Genomic DNA, 20,437 nt, shown 5'->3' with positions numbered 1-20,437 from the left:
TACGCTGAGGCCGGGGTGGCGGGAGGGGTCATCGTGAAGAGTGGTCGGATACGGCGCCGCGTGGCGGGGGGCGCCGCGGCGCTTGCCGCTGCCCTCCTGTTCACGCTCGTGGGCCCCGGCGCGGGCGCGGCGCAGGCCGCCCCGATCTGCCCCGGCCAGAAGATCCGCACCCTCACCTTCGCCACCGGCAAGGTCGTCCTCTACAAGAAGCGCGGCTTCGTCTGCGCCGTGACGTACGCGAAGAGCGCCCGCAACCGCAAGCCCATGTCCGTCAGCGTGCAGGCGCGCGGCAGCCGCCCCGTGCGCGACGCGGGCCGCTACGTGCGCCTCGCGGGCCCGGTGAAGGTGCACGCGGGCCACCGCTGCGTGTGGATCAAGGGCAATGTGAGCGGCCGCGGGGTCAGCTCGGGCTGGATCCTCTGCTGAGGACGCGGCGCGGGCCCTCGGGGCGGCGCGCGTCCGCTGGGCGGACCCGGCTGTCCCCTAAGTGAATTTCCCTCTGCCCCCGATGGCACTGAATCGCCCCTTTGTCCTCAATGCGGCCTGGTGTGCGGCCAGTTGCTCCGTTAGGTTCCGGGGGATCGCCGCGCCGACAGGGGAGGACGCATGCGCAAGACGCTCAGATGGGTGTTGTCACTCGTGGTGCTGATAGGCACCGTGAGCTTCACCGGAGCCACGGCGGCCACCGCCGCCGAGTCCGGGGCACCCGCCGCCAGGACCGACATCAAGGACCGGCTCCTCGCCATCAAGGGCATGAGCCTCATCGAGGAGAAGCCGTACGACGGCTACCGCTTCTTCGTCCTGAACTACCGACAGCCGGTCGACCACCGGCGCCCCGCCAAGGGCACCTTCCAGCAGCGCATCACCGTGCTGCACAAGGACACCGCCCGGCCCACCGTCTTCCACACCTCGGGCTACGGCCTGAACACCAACCCGGGCCGCTCCGAGCCCACCCGCGTCATCGACGGCAACCAGGTCTCCATGGAGTACCGCTTCTTCACGCCGTCGCGCCCGGCCCCGGCGGACTGGAAGAAGCTCGACATCTGGCAGGCCGCCAGCGACCAGCACCGCATCTTCAAGGCGCTCAAGCCGATCTACGCCAAGAAGTGGCTGTCCACCGGCGCCTCCAAGGGCGGCATGACCGCCACGTACTTCGAGCGCTTCTACCCGCGTGACATGGACGGCGTCGTCGCGTACGTCGCGCCCAACGACGTGAACAACAAGGAAGACTCCGCCTACGACCGCTTCCTCGCGACCGTCGGCACCAAGGAGTGCCGCACGAAGATCGAGGCCGCGCAGCGCGAGGCGCTGGTGCGCCGCGAACCCCTGGAGAAGCTGTACGCCGCCTACGCGGCCGACAACGGCTACACCTTCAAGACCATCGGCAACCTCGACAAGGCCTTCGAAGCCGTCGTGCTCGACGTGAACTGGGGCTTCTGGCAGTACCAGCAGTCGGCGACCGCCTGCGCGAAGGTGCCCACCGCGGCGACGGTCAGCGACCAGGCCCTCTTCGACTGGATCGAGCAGGTCGGCGGCTGGTCCTCCTACGCCGACCAGGGCCTGGAGTACTACACGCCGTACTACTACCAGGCCGGTACGCAGCTCGGCTCGCCCGACATCAAGCAGCCCTGGCTCGCCGACCTGAGCCGCTACGGCTACCAGCCGCCGCGGAACTTCGTGCCGCGCGAGATCCCGATGAGCTTCCAGAAGCACGCCATGAAGGACGTCGACCGCTGGGTGCGCCACAACTCCCACCGGATGATGTTCGTGTACGGCGAGAACGACCCGTGGGGCGCGGAGCCGTTCCGCCCCGCGCGCGGGGCGAAGCACGACTCCCACGTCTTCACGGCGCCGGGCGCCAACCACGGGGCGAACGTCGCCGGGCTCACGTCCGCCGACCGCACCAAGGCCACCGAGCGCATCCTCGCCTGGGCCGGAGTCCCCACGGCGAAGCCGGCCCCGTACGACGCGAAGCTGGACCGCCAGCGCCAGCGCACGCTGCGGCCGTAATCGGCGCTGCGCGCCTCGTCCTCAAACGCCGGACGGGCTGGATCTGTCGCCGGTTGCGGCAGCGTTTTCAGCCTCTCCGGCGTTTGAGGAGCGGGGGTCTGGGGGCGGAGCCCCCAGGTCGGGAAGGGGATCACACCCGGATCGCGCAGCCCACCGGGTGGGCCCCGCCCAGGGAGACGTACAACGCGGTGCCGGGGGCGCAGGCCGTGCGGACGGCGACCGCCGCCACGACGCGGTACTCCGGGGAGCGGGGGCCCGAGGCGTCGCAGGGGGTCTCGCGGACCTCGCCACGCCCGGCCCCGTACACACAGTCGCCCACGACGGTCCGCGGCCCGCCCCCGCCCCCGGGATCCCCGGGGTGCGGCGGCTCCAGGTTCCGCATGCAGGCGTATCCGCGCGACACCTCCCCGTCGCCGTCCTCGTCGACGGAGGGCCGGCTCTCGCTGATGTGCAGGACGTAGTCGCTGCGGCCGGGGCAGGCGGGACCGTCGCCCACGGGCCCGTCGTGGCGGGCGATGACGCGCGCGGCGGCGCGCTCGCTGCCGCAGGGCACCTCCGTGACGCGCTCGCGCCCCCGCGAGGCGCAGTCGTCGGCGCCGAGGAAGACGGCCCCGTGCCCACCGGCCGTACCGGTGAGGGTGGGCCGCCCCGAGGCGGCACCCGAGTCCCCGCCCCACTGACATCCGGCCAGCGCGAGGGCGGCGAGCAGCACGCCCCCGCACGCCGCTCTCGCCCTGGTCGTCCGCATGGCAGCCCCCCGCCCCCATGGCCATGTGTACCCAGCGTGACCCCGCCGCGCGCGGGCACGCCAGGCGCTCGGGGGGCTTTGCGCTCGTTGGTGTCGGGGCGGGTCACGCGCTGCGTACGGCCGGTACGTCCGTCAGTCGGACGCGGCGTACGCCTCGTACGAAAGGCCGTGGCCGACGGGGTACAGCACCTGCCCGGGGTCGTCCGACCGCACCACGGGCACCGGCAGGCGGCCCGCGGGCCGGGCGCGGCCTGCGACGACGCGGGCGGCGGCGCGCAGTTCGACGTCGGTCCAGGAGTAGGTGGCGAGCGCCGCGGCCGTGCCCGGCAGGTCCTGCGGGGTGCGGACCGCGAGGGTGACGACGGGCACGCCGGTGGCGGCGAGCGCGGCGACGAGGCCGTCCTGGGCGTCGCCCTCCGTGACGTCGTACGCCGTGACGAGGACCGCGGCGCGCCCCGCGGCGGCGGCCACCGCCTCGTCGACGGCCTCCTTGGAGGGATCGATCCCGGTGCTCAACGTCGTGACGGAGAAGCCGAGCCCGGTGAGCGCGGCGGCGAGGACGGCGGTGGGCGGGCCCGTCGTGCCGGAGGGCGACACCGGGTCGGCGCCGACGACGAGCAGGTCGCGGTGGGTGTCGGGGGAGAGCGGGAGCAGGCCGCCGTCGTTGCGCAGGAGCGTGGTCGTGCGGTCGGCGATGCGGTCGGCGGCGGCGCGGTGGGCGCTGCTGCCGACGGTCTCGTCGACGGCGTCGAGGGAGACGTACGGATCGTCGAAGAGGCCGAGCCGCACCTTGAGTTCGAGGATCCGAAGGACGGACGCGTCGATGCGCTCCTCGCTCAGCTCGCCCTCGCGCACGGCGCGCAGGACCGCGTTCCAGGCGAGTTCCGGCTGCGGCGGGTCGAGGAGCTGGTCGACGCCCGCCTTCAGGGCGAGCACGGCCACGCGGTCGTCGCCGTACTTGGTGCGGACGCCCCGCATGGAGAGCGAGTCGGTCACCACCAGGCCCTGGTGGCCGAGCTGTTCGCGCAGCACACCGGTGACGATCGGATACGAGAGGGTGGCCGGGTCGAGCGCCGGGTCGAGGGCGGGGACGACGAGGTGCGCGGTCATGACGGCGTCCACCCCGGCGGCGAGCGCGGCGCGGAACGGCGGCGCGTCGAGCTCCTCCCACTGCTCGCGGCTGTGGTGGATGTGCGGGAGCGCCGAGTGGCTGTCGGTCTCGGTGTCGCCGTGGCCGGGGAAGTGCTTGGCGGCCGTGGCGATCCCGGCGCTCTGGTACCCCTCGATCTGGGCGGTCACGAAGCCGGAGACGGCGTCGGGGCCCGCGCCGAAGGACCGTACGCCGATGACGGGGTTGGCCGGGTTCACGTTCACGTCGGCGGACGGCGCGTAGTTCTGGAAGACGCCGAGCGCGCGCAGCTCGGCCCCGGCGATGCGGGCCGCCTCGCGCACGTCGTCGTGGGAGCCGCCCGCGCCGAGCGCCATCGCGCCGGGGAGCAGGGTGGCGGGCGCGCCGACGCGGGCGACGACGCCGTGCTCCTGGTCGATGGTGAGGAGCAGCGGCACGCCGGGCGATCGGCCGAGGGCGGCGCGCTGGACGTCGTTGGACAGGGTCGCGAGCTGGCGCGGGTCCCTGGTGTTGTGGGCCCAGCCGAAGTAGATGAGCCCGCCGGGCCGGAACTTGGCGATGGCCTCGGCGGCGGTGCGCACGCCCAGCTCCCGCTCGTTGACCTCCATGTCGGCCGGGTCCGGGTCGGTGGCGTGGTGTCCGTACACGTGCAGGACGAAGAGCTGGCCGACCTTCTCCTCCAGCGTCATGCGGGCGAGGAGGGCGCGCGGGTCGTCCACGGTGACAGGGGCAGCGTCAAGAGAGTCGTGAGGCACCTGCCACGGATATCCCGTGGCGTGCGGCGGGTCAAGGCCGCCACCGGCGCAATGGAGGGGGCGCACCGGTGGCGGCGCGCTGCCGGCCACGGGCGGCGGAGAGGGAGGTCAGCGGTCGCAGCCAGCAGCGATGCCGACACCGCCTCGCGGAGACTCTCCGGCAGCGTGTCCGTTGGACGAGCGGGCGCGCCTCCGGGTTCCCCGAGGGGCGCGGAACGCGGCAAGTCGGTGCGGGCGGTGAGGATGGGGCGCGGGAGCCGCTCAACCGGCCCGCGGCGGGGCCTCGTCGGGCCAGGTCTCCTGCAACACCCGTACGGTCTCCGCGATCGCGGGCCGCCGGGCCGCTCCGCTCCGCCACACCGCGTACAGCCTGCGCATCGGCATCGGGTCCAGGCGCACCGCGGTCACGCCGGGCGGCAGCGGGCCGCGCCCGAGGCGGGGGAGCAGCGCGATGCCGAGCCCGGCGGCGACGAGCGCGATCAGCGTGTGGTTCTCCTCGGCCTGGTGGACGATGTCCATCTCGCACCCGGCGGCCCGCATCGTCCGCACCAGCCAGTCGTGGCAGATCTGCCCCGGCGGCTGCGAGACCCAGCGCTCGCCCTTCAGGTCGGTGCGGGGCACCGCGTCCCGTCCGGCGAGCGGATGCCCCTCGGGCACCAGGAGATCGCACAGGTCGTCGCCGATCACGGCCTGGTCGACGCCGGGCGGCGTGGCCAGCGGGGTGATGTCCCAGTCGTGCACGACCGCGAGGTCCACGACGCCCTTGGCGACGAGGTCGACCGACAGATGCGGCTCGACCTCCGAGAGCCGGGCGTCGAGCGCCGGGTGGCGCCGCCCGAGCTCGGCGAGGACACCGGGCAGCAGTCCGCGCGCCGCGGAGGCGAACGCCATGACGGTGAGGCGCCCCGCGGGCACGCCGCGCCGCTCCTCGAGCTCCGTCTCGGCGCGCTCCACGATGGCCAGCAACTCCCGCGCCGTGGCGGCGAGATGGAGCGCCTCCTCAGTGAGCGCGACGCCACGGCCGCGGCGTTCGAGCAGGGTGGTGCGGGTCTCCCGCTCCAGTTTGGCGATCTGCTGGGAGACGGCGGACGGCGTGTAGCCGAGCGCGGCGGCGGCCGCGCCCACGGTCCCGTGCACGGACACGGCGTGCAGCGCCTTCAGCCGGGCCAGATCGAGCAAGGAGTCCTCCTCGGATCACGGACGAGCGCAGGACTGCGCACGAACGAACAGCCCCGGCTCGGGCAGCGAACGAGCAGCCCGACTCGGGCAGCGAACGAACAGCCCCGGATCGGGCGGCAAACGAACACACCTAAGCAACGCTAAATCCAATCATGAAGAAATCCGAGCTAGTGCTACACACTGCGGCGGGCGATCCTCGACACATGCGTCCCACCCACATCTGCCTAGCCGTGCTCGTCGCCGCCATCTGGGGCGTCAACTTCGTCGTGATCGAGATCGGCCTCGACCACTTCCCGCCGCTGCTCTTCTCGGCCCTGCGCTTCCTCGTCGCGGCGCTGCCCGCCGTGTTCTTCGTGGGCCGCCCCAAGGTCGCCTGGAAGTGGCTGATCGGCGTGGGTCTGTCCCTGGGCGTGGCCAAGTTCGGCCTGCTGTTCATCGGCATGGACGCGGGGATGCCCGCGGGCCTGTCCTCCCTGGTCCTCCAGGTCCAGGCGGTCTTCACCGCGCTCATCGCCTTCGCGGTCCTGGGCGAAGTCCCCACGCGCATACGGGTGGTGGGGATGGCCGTGGCCCTGACCGGCATCGGCGTGGCGGCGGTCGACGAGGGCGCGTCCGGGCCGCTGACCGCTTTCGGCCTGACGGTCGCCGCTGCCGCCGCCTGGGGCGTGTCGAACGTCCTCACCCGCAAGGCGGCACCCCCGGACGCCCTGAACTTCATGGTGTGGGTGAGTACGGTCCCCGTCCTGCCCCTCCTCGCCCTCTCGCTCCTCTTCGAGGGCCCGTCCCGCGACCTGGACGCGCTGGGCTCCCTGGACTGGCAGGGCGTGGCCGCCGTCGTCTGCGTGGCCTGGGTCGCGACGGTCTTCGGCTTCGGCACCTGGGGCTATCTGCTGCGCCGCTACCCGGCGTCGACCGTGGCCCCCTTCACGCTCCTGGTCCCGGTGTTCGGCATGTCGTCGTCGGCGCTGTTCCTCGGCGAGCCGGTCAGCGGCCTCCAGCTGTGCGCGGCCGCCCTCCTGGTCGGCGGAGTGGCGCTGACCTCCTTCGCCCGCCCGCCGAAGCCTCCGGCGTACGCCGCGCCCCTGACCCCCGCGGCCTCGAAGGAACCCGCCACCCCGGTATGACCACCGAGCGCGCCGTGCGGCCGGGCGCAACCACTCAGGCGCTGTCGCTCACCAACCGCGCGAGCAACTCACGCCCCCCACCGAAAACTTCGGGGAGCGGCGCAGCATCCTCATACGGGCGCGCCCTGTGCCCCGTCCGGTTCTGGAGGGCCTGCGCGAGACGGGCGCGTGAGCGCTTCGCTGGAGAGGCGGTCTGTCGCCTGCGGGTCCGTAGTGGCTGGTCGCGCAGTTCCCCGCGCCCCTAGGGGGGCGCAACCACTCAGGCGCTGTCGCTCACCAACCGCGCGAGCAACTCGCGCCCTCCGCCCAACAATTCGGGAAGCGGCGCAGCGGCGTCGTACCAGCGCTTCTCGTACTCCCAGCACAGCCAGCCGTCCCACCCGTGCCGTCCGAGCAGCTCCACGCACTCGGCCACCGGGAGCACGCCGTCCCCCAGGGCGAGGGGAGTGGTGTCATCGGCGCTCGCGACGTCCTTCACCTGGACGTATCCGAGGTACGGCCCGAGCGCGGCGAAGGTGTCGGCGACGTCCTCGCCACCCAGCCAGGTGTGCATGAGGTCCCAGAGCGCACCGGCGTGCAGATGCCCGACGGCGCCGAGGACGCGGGCGGCGTCGGCGCCGGTGCGATGCGAGTCGTGGGTCTCCATCAGGATCCGCACTCCCGCGTCGGCGGCGAACTCGGCGGCGACCCCGAGCCGCCGAGCGGCGACGACATCGGCGTCAGCGCTCTCCCCACCCCCCGGAAAGACCCGCACGAACGGAGCCCCCAGGTCCCGAGCGAGCTCGACAAGCCCCCGAACCTCACCCAGCACCACATCATCGGCAGACTCATCGGCGAGCCGCGCATACCCGGCGACACCCACCACCGACACCCCCGCTTCCTTGAACGCGGCGACCACATCGGCCCGTTGGGCAGGCGTGATCCCGGGATGAACGGGCTCCTCGGGATGCGCGCGCAGCTCGACGCCGTGGTAGCCGTGCGTGGTGGCGAGGCGGAGGACGTCCGCGACGGGCAGACCGGGCACGCCGAGCGTGGAGAAGGCGAGTTTCATGGCGTGGAACCTATCCAGAAGACCGCCCCTCATTCATCGCCCAGGGCGAGCCGCCAGTCCTGCCCCACCAGATCCACACCGAAGGACCGATGGGCCTTCTCCTCCACCAGCACGAAACCGTGCCGCTCATAGATCCCCCGGGCGGAGGCCAGCACGTCATTGGTCCACAGGACGACTTCCCGATACCCCACCCCGCGCGCGAACCGAACGACGGCCCGCACCAGCCGGTCCCCGATCCCGAGCCCCCGCGCGTCGGGCTCCACGAGGAGCAGCCGGAGCCGGGCGACTCCCGGCACCTCGTCCCGTACGCACATCACGCACCCCACGGGCCGCCCGTCGAGCTCGGCGATCCAGACCCGCTCCACATGCGGATCGTGGTCCTGGGCGAAGTCGGCGACGATGCGCGCGACGAGCCCTTCATACTCCGCGTTCCACCCGAACTCCGAGGCGTAGACGGCCCCGTTGCGCTGCACGATCCACCCGAGCTCCCCGGCCCCCGGCTCCCGCAGCAGCACCCCGGCGCCCTCGGGAGGGCGCCGCTTGCCCAGGATGTCCCGTACCACTCCCATGGCGGCCACGAGCCGCTCCCGCTCATCGGCGCCGACGCCCCCCAACAGCGCCCCCACGGCCTCCCGCGACCGCTCGTCCAGCAGATCGGCAGCCTGCCGCCCCCGGGCCGTCAGCGAGACGTGCCGCCGCGGGGGATCCCGCTCCGACGGCGCCCGCGCCACCAGACCGTCCTCCTCGAACCGCGCCAGGATCCGGCTCAAGTACCCGGCGTCCAAGGACAACTCGGTCCGCAGATCCACGGCATCGGTCCGCACCGAGTGGGCGAGCTCGTACAACACGCGGGACTCGGTCAGCGTGTAGGGGGCGTACAGGTGACGGCTGTAATCGAGAGCGCCGATGAGGTTCGTGTAGAAGCGATTGAACGAACGGATCTCCTGAACGCTCATGAGCACCCCAGACGGTTGACTCAGTCAGAAATAACGAGCCTACGCCCGCACCCCCGCACAACCAGGCAGCTTGAGACTTTCAACCCCAGAACGCACTCACCCACACACCAAAGCCCCAACACCAACTTCAATGAAAGCTGGACGATCAGCCACTGACGGCGGTCGGTCGCCGACGAACAGAAGGGGACGTGGCGGTATGTCCGCCCGCAGCACCTCGACATCGCTGCCCCGCACGGGAGTCCACCCCGCGCACATGACGGCGAGGACGGACATACCGCCGCGGCCCCGACCCCCCGGCGCGTGGGGCGCACGACACGGCGGGAAAGAGAAAAAGAACGGACAGCCGAGACGGAGCGGCACCTACCGCCGGGCACCTACCGCCGAGCACCCCCGCCAGGGGCCCCCGTCGACCCCCGCACCATCAACTCCCCGTGCACCGTGGCGATCCCCCCGGGCGGCTCCTCCTCCCGCCCCATGGCGATCCGCCCCGCCCGGGCCCCCGCCTCGTACAACGGCAGCCGCACGGTGGTGAGCGCCGGCACCGCGTCCACGCTGAACGGAAGATCGTCGAACCCGGCGACGGACACGTCCCCGGGAATGGAGAGCCCCCGGTCCCGCAGAGCGGCGCACGCGCCCAGGGCCACGGTGTCGTTCGCGGCGACCACGGCGGTCAAGTCGGGCGCGCGACGCAGGAGTTCGACCGTGGCGTCGTACCCGGACCGCCGGTCGTAGGGCCCGTGCAACGTCAGTCGCGGATCGTCCACGAGCCCGGCCGCCGCGAGAGCCTCCTGGTGCCCTTCGAGGCGGTGGCGCGTGGTGGTCCGGTCGACCGGCCCCGCGATGTACCCCACGCGCCGGTGCCCGAGCCCCAGGACATGCTCCGTGAGCCGCCGCCCGCCGCCCCGGTTGTCGAAGGTGAGGGCCACGGAGTCCGCCGCCCCCGCGGCCGGAGGGCGCCCGCAGAGCACGACCCGCGACCCCGCGTCCCCGAGCCGCCGCAGCTTCGCCCCGATGGCGGCGGCGTGCTCGGGATCCTCGCTGGCGCCCCCGGTGAGGACGACGGCGGCGGCCCGCTGCCGCTGGAGCAGCGTCAGATAGGTCAGCTCGCGCTCGGCGGAGCCGCCCGTGTTGCAGACGACGGCCATCCGCTCGCCCCCGGCCCGCCCGCCAGGACCGCCTATCTCGGACTGCACGGCGGACGCGATGATGCCGAAGAAGGGGTCGGCGATGTCGTTGACCAGGATGCCGACCAGGTCGGACGTCGCGGCGGCGAGCGAACTCGCGGGCCCGTTGAGGACGTAGTCGAGGTCGTCCACGGCCCGCAGCACGCGTTCGCGCGTGGCGGCGGCGACGGGGTAGTTGCCGTTCAGTACGCGAGAGACGGTGGCGGGGGACACCTGGGCGCGGGCCGCCACGTCCGCCAGGGTCACGGTCATCTAGTGGTCCTCCGGTCCTCCGGTCTTGTACGAACGTTGTCCGCAGGCTAGCTTCTCCCCCGTAGAAAGCGCTTGCTACGCCTCGAAGGGCAGGTGGATCGACGCGGCCCTGCCCCAAGAGCCACCCCGGGCTCCAGGGAGGAACTCACGTGACACGCAGGACGGTCCGCATCGCCGTGAACGGCGTGACCGGACGCATGGGTCACCACCAGCACCTGGTCCGCTCGCTGCTCGCGCTGCGCGAGCAGGGCGGCCTCGGCCTGGGGGACGGCACCCGCCTCTGGCCGGAGCCGGTCCTGGTGGGCCGCAGGGAGGCGGCGCTGCGCGAGCTCGCGGACCGCTACGGCCTGACCGCGTGGTCGACGGACCTGGCCGGGGTCCTGGCGGATCCGGCCGTGGAGGTCTACTTCGACGCGCAGGCGACGTCGGCCCGCGAGGCGGCGCTGCGGCAGGCGATCGCGGCGGGCAAGCACGTCTACACGGAGAAGCCGACGGCGACGACCCTGGACGGGGCCCTGGCCCTGGCCCGGGCGGCGCGCGCGGCGGGGGTCAAGCACGGCGTCGTACAGGACAAGCTGTTCCTGCCGGGCCTGCGCAAGCTCAAGCGCCTGCTCGACGGCGGCTTCTTCGGCCGGGTCCTGTCCGTGCGGGGGGAGTTCGGCTACTGGGTGTTCGAGGGCGACTGGCAGCCCGCGCAGCGGCCGTCGTGGAACTACCGGGCCGAGGACGGCGGCGGGATCGTCGTGGACATGTTCCCGCACTGGGAGTACGTGCTGCACGAGCTGTTCGGCCGGGTGCGCACCGTACAGGCGCTGACGGCGACGCACGTCCCGCAGCGCTGGGACGAGCGGGGCAAGCCGTACGACGCGACGGCGGACGACGCGGCGTACGGCATCTTCGAGCTGGAGGGCGGGGTGGTCGCGCAGATCAACTCCTCCTGGGCGGTGCGGGTGCACCGGGACGAGCTGGTCGAGTTCCAGGTCGACGGCACCGAGGGCTCGGCGGTCGCGGGCCTGCGCGGCTGCCGCTTCCAGCACCGCGCCGCGACGCCGAAGCCGGTGTGGAACCCGGACCTGCCGTCGCCGCACGCCTTCCGCGACCAGTGGCAGGAGGTGCCGGACAACGGGGAGTCCGACAACGGCTTCAAGGCCCAGTGGGAGCTGTTCCTCAAGCACGTGTACGCGGACGCGCCGTACCACTGGGACCTGTTCGCGGGGGCCCGTGGGGTGCAGCTGGCGGAGCTGGGCCTGAGGTCGGCGGCGGAGGGCCGCAGGATCGACGTACCGGAGATCGCGCGGTGAAGGAACGAACGGAAAGGAAAAAGACAACCCAAGCCACATCAAAACAAAGCGAACCACCCCAGGCCCAGGCCCGCACCATCCTCGCCGCACCCCACATCGTCGCGAACCCGCAAGCCGACGTCCCCCCGGAGGGCCCCGCCGCCGTCGACTGGGACGCCACCCTGGCCTTCCGCCACCACCTGTGGGCGCACGGCCTGGGCGTGGCCGAGGCGATGGACACCGCACAGCGCGGCATGGGCCTGGACTGGCAGGGCGCGGCGGAGCTGATCCGGCGCTCGGCGGCGGAGGCGAAGGCGGCGGGCGGCCGGATCGCGTGCGGGGCGGGCACCGACCAACTCGCCACGCCCGCCCCCACCGTGGCGGACGTGCGCGCCGCCTACGAGGAGCAGCTGACCCTCGTCGAGGAGGCGGGCGCGCAGCCCGTCCTCATGGCGTCCAGGGCCCTCGCGGCGACGGCGACGGGCCCCGACGACTACCTGGCCGTGTACGGCGGGCTGCTGCGCCAGGTCACCGCGCCCGTGATCCTGCACTGGCTGGGCCCCATGTTCGACCCGGCCCTTGAGGGCTACTGGGGCACGCGCGACCTGGACGCGGCCACGGAGACGTTCCTCCAGGTCGTCGCCGCCCACCCGGAGAAGGTGGACGGCGTGAAGATCTCCCTCCTGGACGCGGACCGCGAGAAGGCCCTGCGCCGCCGCCTCCCGCCCGGCGTCCGCTGCTACACGGGGGACGACTTCCACTACCCCGAGCTGATCGCGGGCGACGAGCACGGCTTCAGCGACGCGCTCCTGGGCGTCTTCGACCCGCTGGCGCCCCTGGTGGCGGAGGCGGTGCGCGCGCTGGACGCCGAGGGCCCCGCCGCGTTCCGCGCGATCCTGGACCCCACGGTGGCGCTGGCCCGCCACCTCTTCGAGCCCCCCACCCGCTACTACAAGACGGGCGTGGTCCTCCTCGCCTGGCTGGCGGGCCACCAGCGCCACTTCACGATGGTCGGCGGCCTCCAGTCGGCCCGCTCGCTTCCGCATCTGACCAGGGCGTACGAACTGGCCGCGGAGCTGCGCCTGTTCCCCGACCCGGGCCTGGCGGAGCACCGCATGCGCCTGCTCCTCGAACTCCACGGAGTGACGCGATGACGCCTCCGCCCCAGCCCCAGCCCCCGGCCGCGCCCGCGGACTTCAGCATCAACCAGATGACGGTCAAGCAGCTCGCGCTGCCCGAACTGGTCGCCGCCTGCGCCGACTTCGGCATCCGGGGCGTCGGCCTGTGGCGCGAGCCCGTGCGGGAGTACGGCGTGGAGGCCGCGGCGAAGCTGGTGCGCGACGCGGGCCTGACCGTCACCACCCTGTGCCGCGGCGGCTTCCTCACCGCCGCGGAACCGGCGGAGCGCGCCCGCGCCCTCGCCGACAACCGCGCCGCCGTCGACGAGGCGGCGGCGCTCGGCACCGACACGCTCGTCCTGGTCTGCGGCGGCCTCCCGCCCGGCGACCGCGACCTGCCCGCGGCCCGCGCCCGCGTCGGCACGGCCCTGGCGGAGCTCGCCCCGTATGCCGCCGCCCGCGGCGTCCGCCTCGCCGTCGAGCCCCTCCATCCCATGTACGCGGCCGACCGCAGTGTCGTGTCCACGCTTGCGCAGGCGCTTGCCCTCGCCGCGCCCTTCCCCGCGGAGCGGGTGGGCGTCTGCGTGGACACGTACCACCTCTGGTGGGACGACACCGTGCCCGACGCCCTCGTCCGGGCGGGCGCTGCGGGCCGTCTGCACGCCTTCCAGCTGGCCGACTGGACCACGCCGCTGCCGCACGGCGCGCTCACCGGGCGCGGCCGGCTCGGTGACGGCGCGGTCGACTTCCCCCGCTGGCGCCGTCTGATGGCGGCGGCGGGCTACGCGGGTCCTGTCGAGGTGGAGCTGTTCAACGAGGAGCTGTGGGCGCAAGACGGCCGCGAGGTCCTCGCGGAGACGGTCAGGAGGTACGCGGAGGTGTGCGGCCCGCACGCTTGCTGAGCACCGCGAGCACCACCGGGATCAGCAGTTCGATCACCCGGGTCACCGTGGCCACGGGCACGCCCGTCTTCTTGGAGACCGCCGTCGCCACGGGCTTGGCGACCTTGGCCAGGACGCCCGCCATCATGCCGCCGCCCAGCAGCCCGCCGAGGCCGCCGCCCAGGGTGGCGACGCCTTGCAGCGGCGGATCCGGCGCGGGGGCGGGAGCCTGCGCGGCCGCCTCCTCCTGGAGGGGAGCGGACAGGGTGGAGGCCGTGGTGCCCACCACGCTCCGCGCTCCGTCGGTGTCCGTGCCGAGCAGGGTGGCGATCTCCTGGAGCCCGTCGTCACCCAGCTCTACGAGTACGTCTTCTTCGAATGATTCGGATGAGGTGTCGCTCATGTACGGAAAGCTACGTCCGGGCGGGTTTGTCGGCACCCTGAAATCTTCCGGAGTAACTTTCCGCAGCCGTGCAACCGTTCCCGGGTGTCACGGGTCGTAGTGGGTGTCATGCGCTCTGGAGGGGGGATCTGGGGGGATCCGGAAGAGCGCGTGGCAAGGGAGGGGAAACGAGGGGGCCCGGTCGACGGACCGGGCCCCCTCGAAAACGTCCGCGCCCCGCGGCGCCCCCCGGCCCCGGCACCCGGAGCACCTCAGAAGAAGACTCCGCAGGTCAGCAGCACATTCGCATACGGCCGCGCCTCCCCGGTGCGCACGACGAGCCGCGCGCCCGCCGACCGCCGCTTCACCTCGTCGTGCGGCACGAAGTCAAGGGCGGCCCCCGGGAAGCGCTCCGCGAGCAGCCCGGCCGCCGCCGGATTCGCCTCCCGCACCTCGACGGCCGCCACCGCGCCCTCCACCACGAGCTCCGCCAGCAGCCCGTCCAGGACCTGCGCGAACGACGGCACCCCGGCCGTGAACGCCAGATCCACCACCCGCGGACCCACCGGAATCGGCATACCCGCGTCGCACACCAGCAGCCGGTCACCGTGGCCGAGCTCCGCGAGCGCGCCCGCGAGATGGCGGTTGAGTATGCCCGCCCGCTTCACCGCGCCGCGTCCTCCCCGCCGAGCCCCGCCACCTCGGCACCCGTCGGGTACGAGGCCTGCGCGCCCGCCCGCGTCACCGCGAGGGCACCCACCCGCACCGCGTAGCGCGCCGCCGTCACCAGGTCGTCGCCCACACCGAGCCGCCACGCCAGAGCCGCCGTGAACGCGTCCCCCGCACCCGTGGTGTCCACCGCGTCGACCTTCACCGACGGCACCCGCTCGCCCCCCTCGGCCGTGGCCACCAGCGCGCCCTCGGCGCCAAGGGTCACCACCACCGACCGCGGGCCGAGCGCGAGCAGCCCCCGCGCCCACTCCTCGGGCGCGTCCGGCACCCGGGCCCCCGCGCCCTCAAGGACCACCCGCGCCTCGTGCTCGTTCACGATCAGCGGATCGCAGGCCTCAAGGACCTCCGGCGGCAGCGGAGCGGGCGGCGACGGATTGAGCACGAGCCGGGCCCCGGGCGCAAGCGCCCCGGCCGCCTCCGCGACCGTCTCCAGCGGGATCTCCAGCTGGAGGGAGACCACCCGCGCCGCCTCGAACAGACCCCGCGCCGCCCGTACGTCCGCGGGCGTCAGACGCGCGTTCGCGCCCGGCGCCACCACGATGCTGTTGTCGCCCGACGGATCCACCGTGATCAGCGCGACCCCGGTCGGCGCGCCGCCCACCAGGACCCCCGCGGTGTCGACGCCCGCCGACTCCTGCGCGTCCAGGAGCAGCCGCCCGTACGCGTCGTCGCCGACCCGCGCGAGCAGCGCCGTGCGCGCCCCGAGCCGGGCCGCCGCCACCGCCTGGTTGGCGCCCTTGCCGCCCGGGTGGACGGCCAGGTCGGAACCGAGGACCGTCTCGCCCGCGCCGGGCCGCCGCGTCACGGCCGTCACCAGGTCGGCGTTGGCCGACCCCACGACCAACAGGTCGTACTCATCCATTCCCGCACTGCCTTTCGCGCTGTTCACGCCGCCTGAAGTGGCCGCCCTGCCACCGTACGGTCACTGGAAGTCCCGCACGTTCTTCGCGGTGACCACCTTCACCGGCACCTTCACCAGGGACGGCACCTTCTCGTCGTCCGCCGCGGCCACCGCGTTGCGCACCGCGATCCGGCCGAGCTCCTTGGGCTGCTGCGCCACCGACGCGTACAGGGTGCCGTCCGCGACCGCCGCCAGACCGTCCGGCGTACCGTCGAAGCCGACCACCGACACCGACTTCCCGGCCTTGTCGCCGAGGGCCTTCACCGCGCCGAGCGCCATCTCGTCGTTCTCGGCGAACACGCCGTCGACGCCGGAGTGCGACTGGAGCAGGTTCGTCATCACGTCCAGGCCCTTGGTGCGGTCGAAGTCCGCGGGCTGCTTCGCGACGACCTTGATGCCGGGGAAGGCCTTGATGCCCTCGGCGAAGCCCTGGCCCCGCTCCCGGCTCGCGGACGTGCCCGCCGTGCCCTGGAGGACCACCACCGTGCCCTTGCCGCCGAGCTTGCCGGCGAGGGCCTTCGCGGCCTGCCTGCCGCCCGCCACGTTGTCGGAGGCGACGAGCGTGGCGACGTCCGCCTTGTTCACGCCCCGGTCCGCGGCCACCACCGGGATGCCGGCCTTGTTCGCGGCGCGCGCCGCCGGGCCCACCGCGTCGGAGTCGACCGGGTTGACGATGACGGCCTTCATGTTGCCGCTGGCGAAGTTCTGCAACTGGTTGGCCTGCTGCGAGGCGTCGTTCTGCGCGTCCGTGACCGTCAGGTCCACGCCCGCCTTCTCGGCCTCGGCCTGCGCGCCCTCCTTCATCTGTACGAAGAAGGGGTTGTTCAGGGTCGACAGGGACAGGCCGACCTTCGTCGACGTACCCGAAGAACCGTTGTTCCACAGGGACACCGCCGCGATGACGGCCGCCGCGACCACCGCCGCGAGCGTGTACTTGAGCGCCTGCGGGCCCTTGCGCCCGGCCCCCGACGACGTACTGCCCGCCGGGGTCCCCGCCGTCGCCGACGTACGCCTGCGCAGCGAGTCCAGGAGCACGGCGAGCGCGATCACGACGCCGATGACCACCTGCTGCCAGAAGGCCGACACCGAAAGGAGGTTGAGGCCGTTGCGCAGGACCGCCAGGATCAGCGCGCCGATCAGCGTGCCCGACGCCTTGCCGACGCCGCCCGCGAGGCTCGCCCCGCCGATGACGACCGCGGCGATCGCGTCCAGCTCGTAGCCCTGCGCGGCCTGCGGCTGCGCGGACACGAGGCGCGAGGCGAGCACGATGCCCGCGACGGCCGCGAACAGGCCGGAGAGCGCGTAGATCGCGATCTTCTGCCGCTTGACCCGCAGCCCCGACAGGCGCGCCGCCTCCTCGTTGCCGCCGATCGCGTACATGGAGCGGCCCAGGTACGTACGCGCCAGGATCACCGCGGTGATCAGGCCCATCGCGACCATCACGAGCACCGGCACCGGCAGCCAGCCGCCGAGCGTGTCACCGACCTTCGACACGGACTCCGGGAACGCGATCGGGCTGCCCTGCGAGATCACCAGGGACAGGCCGCGGCCGATCGACAGCATCGCGAGCGTCGCGATGAACGGCGGCAGCTTCCCGTACGAGACGAGCAGGCCGTTGACGACACCGCAGGCCAGGCCAGTGGCGACGGCCAGGATCAGCGCGAGCCAGACGGGCACGCCCTCCTTCGTCGCCGACCAGGCCAGGACGGTCGCCGAGAGCGCCGCCACCGAGCCGACCGACAGGTCGATGCCGGCCGCGACGATGACGAAGGTGACGCCGAACGCGAGGATCGCCGTCACGGCCGCCTGTACACCGACGTTGAGCAGGTTCTGCGTGGTGAGGAAGTCGCCGGAGAGCAGCGACATCGCCACCACCAGGACCACCAGGGCGCTCAGCGCGCCGTTGTCGAGCAGCACGCGGCGCAGGTCGAGGCCGCCGCCCGTGCCGGATGCGCCGGGCTTGTCCGGACGCAGGTCAGTGGTCGCCACGGGAGGCTCCCTTCTCGTCGTCGCCCTCGGGGGCGGTGTCGTGCCGCTCGGCGGCGGCCCGGTCAAGGGCGGTGGTGGTGCTGACGGCCAGGGCCATCACGGCGTCCTGCGTCGCGTCCTCGGCGGCGAGTTCGCCCGCGAGGCGCCCCTGGGCCATCACCAGGACCCGGTCGCTCATGCCGAGCACCTCGGGCAGGTCGCTGGAGATCATCAGGACGGCGTGCCCGGCCGCCGTGAGTTCGTTGACGAGCTGGTAGATCTCGACCTTCGCGCCGACGTCGATGCCGCGCGTCGGCTCGTCGAGGATCAGCACCCGCGCCTTCGCGAGCAGCCACTTGCCGATGACGACCTTCTGCTGGTTGCCGCCGGAGAGGGTGCGCACGTGCTGGTGCAGGCCCGCCATGCGCACGCCGAGCTGGGCGGCGATGCGCTCGGCCGCCGCGCGCTGGCCCGCGCGGTCCACGAGCCCGGCCCGGGTCGCCGAACGCAGCGTCACCAGGCCGAGGTTGTCCGCCACGGAGGCGTCGAGGACGAGGCCCTGGCCCTTGCGGTCCTCGGGCACGAGCCCGATGCCCGCGGTCATCGCCGCGTACACGTCGTGCTTCGGGAGCGGGCGGCCCGCGACCTCCACCGAGCCCGCGTCGTACGGGTCGGCGCCGAAGACGGCCCGCGCGACCTCGGTGCGGCCCGCGCCGACCAGGCCCGCGACGCCCACGACCTCCCCGGCGCGCACCTCGAAGTCCACGCCGTGGAAGACACCTTCGCGGGTCAGGCCGCGCACCCGCAGCAACGGCGCGTCGTCGCCCGCCACGTCGGTCCGCTCCCTCGGGTACTGCTGCTCGATGGATCGGCCCACCATCAGACGCACCAGCTCGTCCTCGGGCGTGCTCGCGGGGACCTGGCCGACGCTGCGGCCGTCGCGGATGACGCTCACGCGGTCGCCGAGCGCGGCGATCTCCTCCAGGTGGTGCGTGATGAAGACGATCCCCACGCCGTCCTCGCGCAGCGCCCGTACGAGCGAGAAGAGCTTGTCCACCTCTCCGGAGGTGAGCACGGCGGTCGGCTCGTCCATGACGAGCACGCGCGCGTGCAGGCTCAGCGCCTTGGCGATCTCCACCATCTGGAGCCGGGCGATGCCGAGCTCGCGGCAGCGGGCGCGCGGGGACACGTCGACGCCCACGCGCGCGAGGAGTTCGGCCGCGTCGGCCTCCATCTTCTTGCGGTCGATCAGGCCGTAGCGGCGCGGCTGGCGGCCCAGGAAGACGTTCTCGGCCACCGTCAGGTCGGGGACGAGGTTGAACTCCTGGTAGATGGTGGCGATCCCGAGCCGCTCGGCGTCCTGCGCGCCGTGCACGCGGACCTCGGCGCCGTCCACCAGGATGCGCCCGGCGTCGGGCTGGTGGGCGCCGGACAGCATCTTGATCAGCGTGCTCTTGCCCGCGCCGTTCTCGCCGAGCAGCACGTGCACCTCGCCCGCGCGCAGGTCGAAGTCGACGCCGTCGAGGGCCACGACGCCGGGGAAGGCCTTGCGGATGCCCTCGACGCGCAGCAACTCACCGTCGTGGCTCACGGGGTGCTCCTTCCAGCAGGGGTTTCCTCGGTGGGGGCCTCGGTGGGGGCTTCGGGCGGGGCCGCCTCGCCGCACGAGCGCCGCACGACCAGGCGGGCGGGCAGCGTCACCGACTGCGGCGTGCGCCCCTCGATGCGGTCGGCGAGCGCCCGTACGGCGGCCCGGCCGAGCTCGCCGGTGGGCTGCGCGATCGCGGTGATCGGCGGATCGGTGTGCACGAACCACGGGATGTCGTCGAACGCGGCGAGCGCGATGTCGTGCGGAACGCGCAGCCCCCGCGCGCGGACGGCGTCGAGCGCGCCGAGCGCCATCAGGTTGTCCGCGGCGAAGACCACGTCGGGCGGTGTCGGCAGGTCCAGGAACCGCTCGGTGGCGCGCCGCCCGCTCGCCGCCTGGAAGTCGCCCTGGCCGACATAGGCGGCGGGCAGGTCGAGGCCGTACTCGGCGAGCGCGTCGCGGAAGGCCTCGACGCGCTCGCTGCCGGTGGTCGTGGCGGCCGGGCCCGCGATGATGGCAAGCCTGCGGTGGCCGAGCGCGTACAGATGGGCCACCAGGTCGCGCACCGCGCCGCGCCCGTCCGCCCGGACGACGGGCACGTCCGCGCCCGGGATCCACCGGTCCACGAACACCATCGGGGTGCCCGCGCGCGCGGCGTCCAGGACCAGCGCGGAGCCGCCGTCGGCGGGGGAGACCAGGAGGCCGTCGATGCGGCGGTCCAGGAGGGTGCGGATGTGGTGGTCCTGCACCTCGGGCCGCTCGTCGGCGTTGCCGAAGATGATGCTGTAGCCGAGCGCGCGGGCCTCCTCCTCGACGGAGCGGGCCAGCTCGGTGAAGTACGGGTTCAGTACGTCGCTGATGACGAGCCCGAGTGTGCGCGTCTGGTCGGTGCGCAGGGACCGGGCCAGGGTGTTGGGCCGGTAGCCGAGCTCCGCCACGGCGTCGAGCACGCGGGCGCGGGCGGCCGGGCTGACGGACGCGTGCGCGTTCAGGACCCGGGACACCGTCGCCACGGAGACTCCCGCCCGGGCCGCGACGTCTTTGATGCCGACGCTTGCCACTGCCGATGCCACCTCCTCGTGGAATCGATTACACGAGGGAGTGAAAACGATTACACGGGTGGCTGACAACCCCTTGACAGCTGGCCGAAACCAGATCGTGACCCACGCCACGCCCGCCCCTCGCGCATCCGCTCGCGG

General features: G+C 73.2%; 18 protein-coding genes. 6 read left to right on the top strand and 12 right to left on the bottom strand.

Annotated features, from left to right (window positions below):
• Nucleotides 1–33 precede the first annotated feature (33 nt).
• Both CP982_RS16425 and CP982_RS16420 read left to right on the top strand, forming a co-directional pair.
• Nucleotides 34–426, top strand: coding sequence for a hypothetical protein (locus tag CP982_RS16425; RefSeq protein ID WP_150511229.1), 393 nt, complete (start codon nucleotides 34–36; stop codon nucleotides 424–426).
• Nucleotides 427–606: 180 nt separating this feature from the next.
• Nucleotides 607–2,010, top strand: coding sequence for a S28 family serine protease (locus CP982_RS16420; protein ID WP_150511228.1), 1,404 nt, complete (start codon nucleotides 607–609; stop codon nucleotides 2,008–2,010).
• 130 nt (nucleotides 2,011–2,140) lie between these two features.
• Here the strand turns inward: CP982_RS16420 and CP982_RS16415 are convergent, their stop codons facing one another.
• The 3 genes from CP982_RS16415 to CP982_RS16405 all read right to left on the bottom strand — a co-directional run bounded on the left by CP982_RS16415 (nucleotide 2,141) and on the right by CP982_RS16405 (nucleotide 5,821).
• Nucleotides 2,141–2,758: a hypothetical protein gene (locus tag CP982_RS16415; RefSeq protein ID WP_150511227.1), complete on the bottom strand. Its 618-nt coding sequence runs from the start codon at nucleotides 2,756–2,758 to the stop codon at nucleotides 2,141–2,143.
• A 132-nt stretch (nucleotides 2,759–2,890) separates the two neighbouring features.
• Nucleotides 2,891–4,642 (bottom strand): glycoside hydrolase family 3 protein, encoded by a 1,752-nt coding sequence (locus tag CP982_RS16410; RefSeq protein WP_372503369.1) that lies wholly within the window; start codon nucleotides 4,640–4,642, stop codon nucleotides 2,891–2,893.
• 261 nt (nucleotides 4,643–4,903) lie between these two features.
• Complete coding sequence (locus CP982_RS16405; protein WP_150511226.1) at nucleotides 4,904–5,821, bottom strand: LysR family transcriptional regulator; 918 nt, start codon at nucleotides 5,819–5,821, stop codon at nucleotides 4,904–4,906.
• Between the two features lie 203 nt (nucleotides 5,822–6,024).
• Between CP982_RS16405 and CP982_RS16400 the strand changes: the two genes are divergently transcribed.
• The gene (locus CP982_RS16400) at nucleotides 6,025–6,945 is read left to right on the top strand and encodes an EamA family transporter (protein ID WP_150511225.1); all 921 of its coding nucleotides are present in this window, start codon (nucleotides 6,025–6,027) and stop codon (nucleotides 6,943–6,945) included.
• A gap of 259 nt (nucleotides 6,946–7,204) precedes the next feature.
• On the opposite strand, the gene CP982_RS16390 is transcribed toward CP982_RS16400, so the two are convergent.
• From CP982_RS16390 to CP982_RS16380, 3 genes are all read right to left on the bottom strand, one after another.
• Entirely contained in the window at nucleotides 7,205–7,996 is a 792-nt protein-coding gene (locus tag CP982_RS16390) for a sugar phosphate isomerase/epimerase family protein (protein ID WP_150511224.1), read from the bottom strand.
• A 29-nt stretch (nucleotides 7,997–8,025) separates the two neighbouring features.
• Complete coding sequence (locus tag CP982_RS16385; RefSeq protein WP_150511223.1) at nucleotides 8,026–8,952, bottom strand: bifunctional helix-turn-helix transcriptional regulator/GNAT family N-acetyltransferase; 927 nt, start codon at nucleotides 8,950–8,952, stop codon at nucleotides 8,026–8,028.
• A 374-nt stretch (nucleotides 8,953–9,326) separates the two neighbouring features.
• Entirely contained in the window at nucleotides 9,327–10,388 is a 1,062-nt protein-coding gene (locus tag CP982_RS16380) for a LacI family DNA-binding transcriptional regulator (protein ID WP_150511222.1), read from the bottom strand.
• A 149-nt stretch (nucleotides 10,389–10,537) separates the two neighbouring features.
• On the opposite strand from CP982_RS16380, the gene CP982_RS16375 reads away from it, so the two are divergent.
• The 3 genes from CP982_RS16375 to CP982_RS16365 are packed head-to-tail and all read left to right on the top strand — an operon-like array spanning nucleotide 10,538 to nucleotide 13,688.
• Complete coding sequence (locus tag CP982_RS16375; RefSeq protein ID WP_150511221.1) at nucleotides 10,538–11,689, top strand: Gfo/Idh/MocA family protein; 1,152 nt, start codon at nucleotides 10,538–10,540, stop codon at nucleotides 11,687–11,689.
• Nucleotides 11,686–12,822, top strand: coding sequence for a dihydrodipicolinate synthase family protein (locus CP982_RS16370; RefSeq protein WP_150511220.1), 1,137 nt, complete (start codon nucleotides 11,686–11,688; stop codon nucleotides 12,820–12,822). Before CP982_RS16375 ends, CP982_RS16370 begins: the two co-directional genes overlap by 4 nt.
• A complete protein-coding gene (locus CP982_RS16365) occupies nucleotides 12,819–13,688 on the top strand; it encodes a sugar phosphate isomerase/epimerase family protein (RefSeq protein WP_150511219.1) in 870 nt (289 codons plus the stop codon). The genes CP982_RS16370 and CP982_RS16365 overlap by 4 nt, the downstream gene beginning before the upstream one ends.
• Here CP982_RS16365 and CP982_RS16360 read toward each other — a convergent pair.
• The 6 genes from CP982_RS16360 to CP982_RS16335 all read right to left on the bottom strand — a co-directional run bounded on the left by CP982_RS16360 (nucleotide 13,648) and on the right by CP982_RS16335 (nucleotide 20,299).
• Entirely contained in the window at nucleotides 13,648–14,070 is a 423-nt protein-coding gene (locus CP982_RS16360; protein ID WP_150511218.1) for a DUF937 domain-containing protein, read from the bottom strand. The genes CP982_RS16365 and CP982_RS16360 overlap by 41 nt on opposite strands.
• 251 nt (nucleotides 14,071–14,321) lie before the next feature.
• Nucleotides 14,322–14,717, bottom strand: a complete 396-nt coding sequence (rbsD, locus tag CP982_RS16355; RefSeq protein WP_150511217.1) for a D-ribose pyranase — start codon at nucleotides 14,715–14,717, stop codon at nucleotides 14,322–14,324.
• Complete coding sequence (locus CP982_RS16350; RefSeq protein WP_150511216.1) at nucleotides 14,714–15,643, bottom strand: ribokinase; 930 nt, start codon at nucleotides 15,641–15,643, stop codon at nucleotides 14,714–14,716. Before CP982_RS16350 ends, rbsD begins: the two co-directional genes overlap by 4 nt.
• A 60-nt stretch (nucleotides 15,644–15,703) precedes the next feature.
• Entirely contained in the window at nucleotides 15,704–17,671 is a 1,968-nt protein-coding gene (locus CP982_RS16345) for an ABC transporter permease/substrate-binding protein (RefSeq protein WP_372503368.1), read from the bottom strand.
• On the bottom strand, nucleotides 17,658–19,241 hold the full coding sequence (locus tag CP982_RS16340) for a sugar ABC transporter ATP-binding protein (protein WP_150511215.1): 1,584 nt from the start codon (nucleotides 19,239–19,241) through the stop codon (nucleotides 17,658–17,660). The genes CP982_RS16345 and CP982_RS16340 overlap by 14 nt, the downstream gene beginning before the upstream one ends.
• Nucleotides 19,238–20,299, bottom strand: coding sequence for a LacI family DNA-binding transcriptional regulator (locus CP982_RS16335; protein WP_184925464.1), 1,062 nt, complete (start codon nucleotides 20,297–20,299; stop codon nucleotides 19,238–19,240). The genes CP982_RS16340 and CP982_RS16335 overlap by 4 nt, the downstream gene beginning before the upstream one ends.
• Nucleotides 20,300–20,437: the final 138 nt, after the last annotated feature.

Source organism: Streptomyces spectabilis, assembly GCF_008704795.1.
In the GTDB taxonomy this organism is placed as follows: domain Bacteria; phylum Actinomycetota; class Actinomycetes; order Streptomycetales; family Streptomycetaceae; genus Streptomyces; species Streptomyces spectabilis.
The sequence above is the reverse complement of the archived record's forward strand: the minus strand, read 5'-3'. Positions and strand labels throughout refer to the sequence as shown.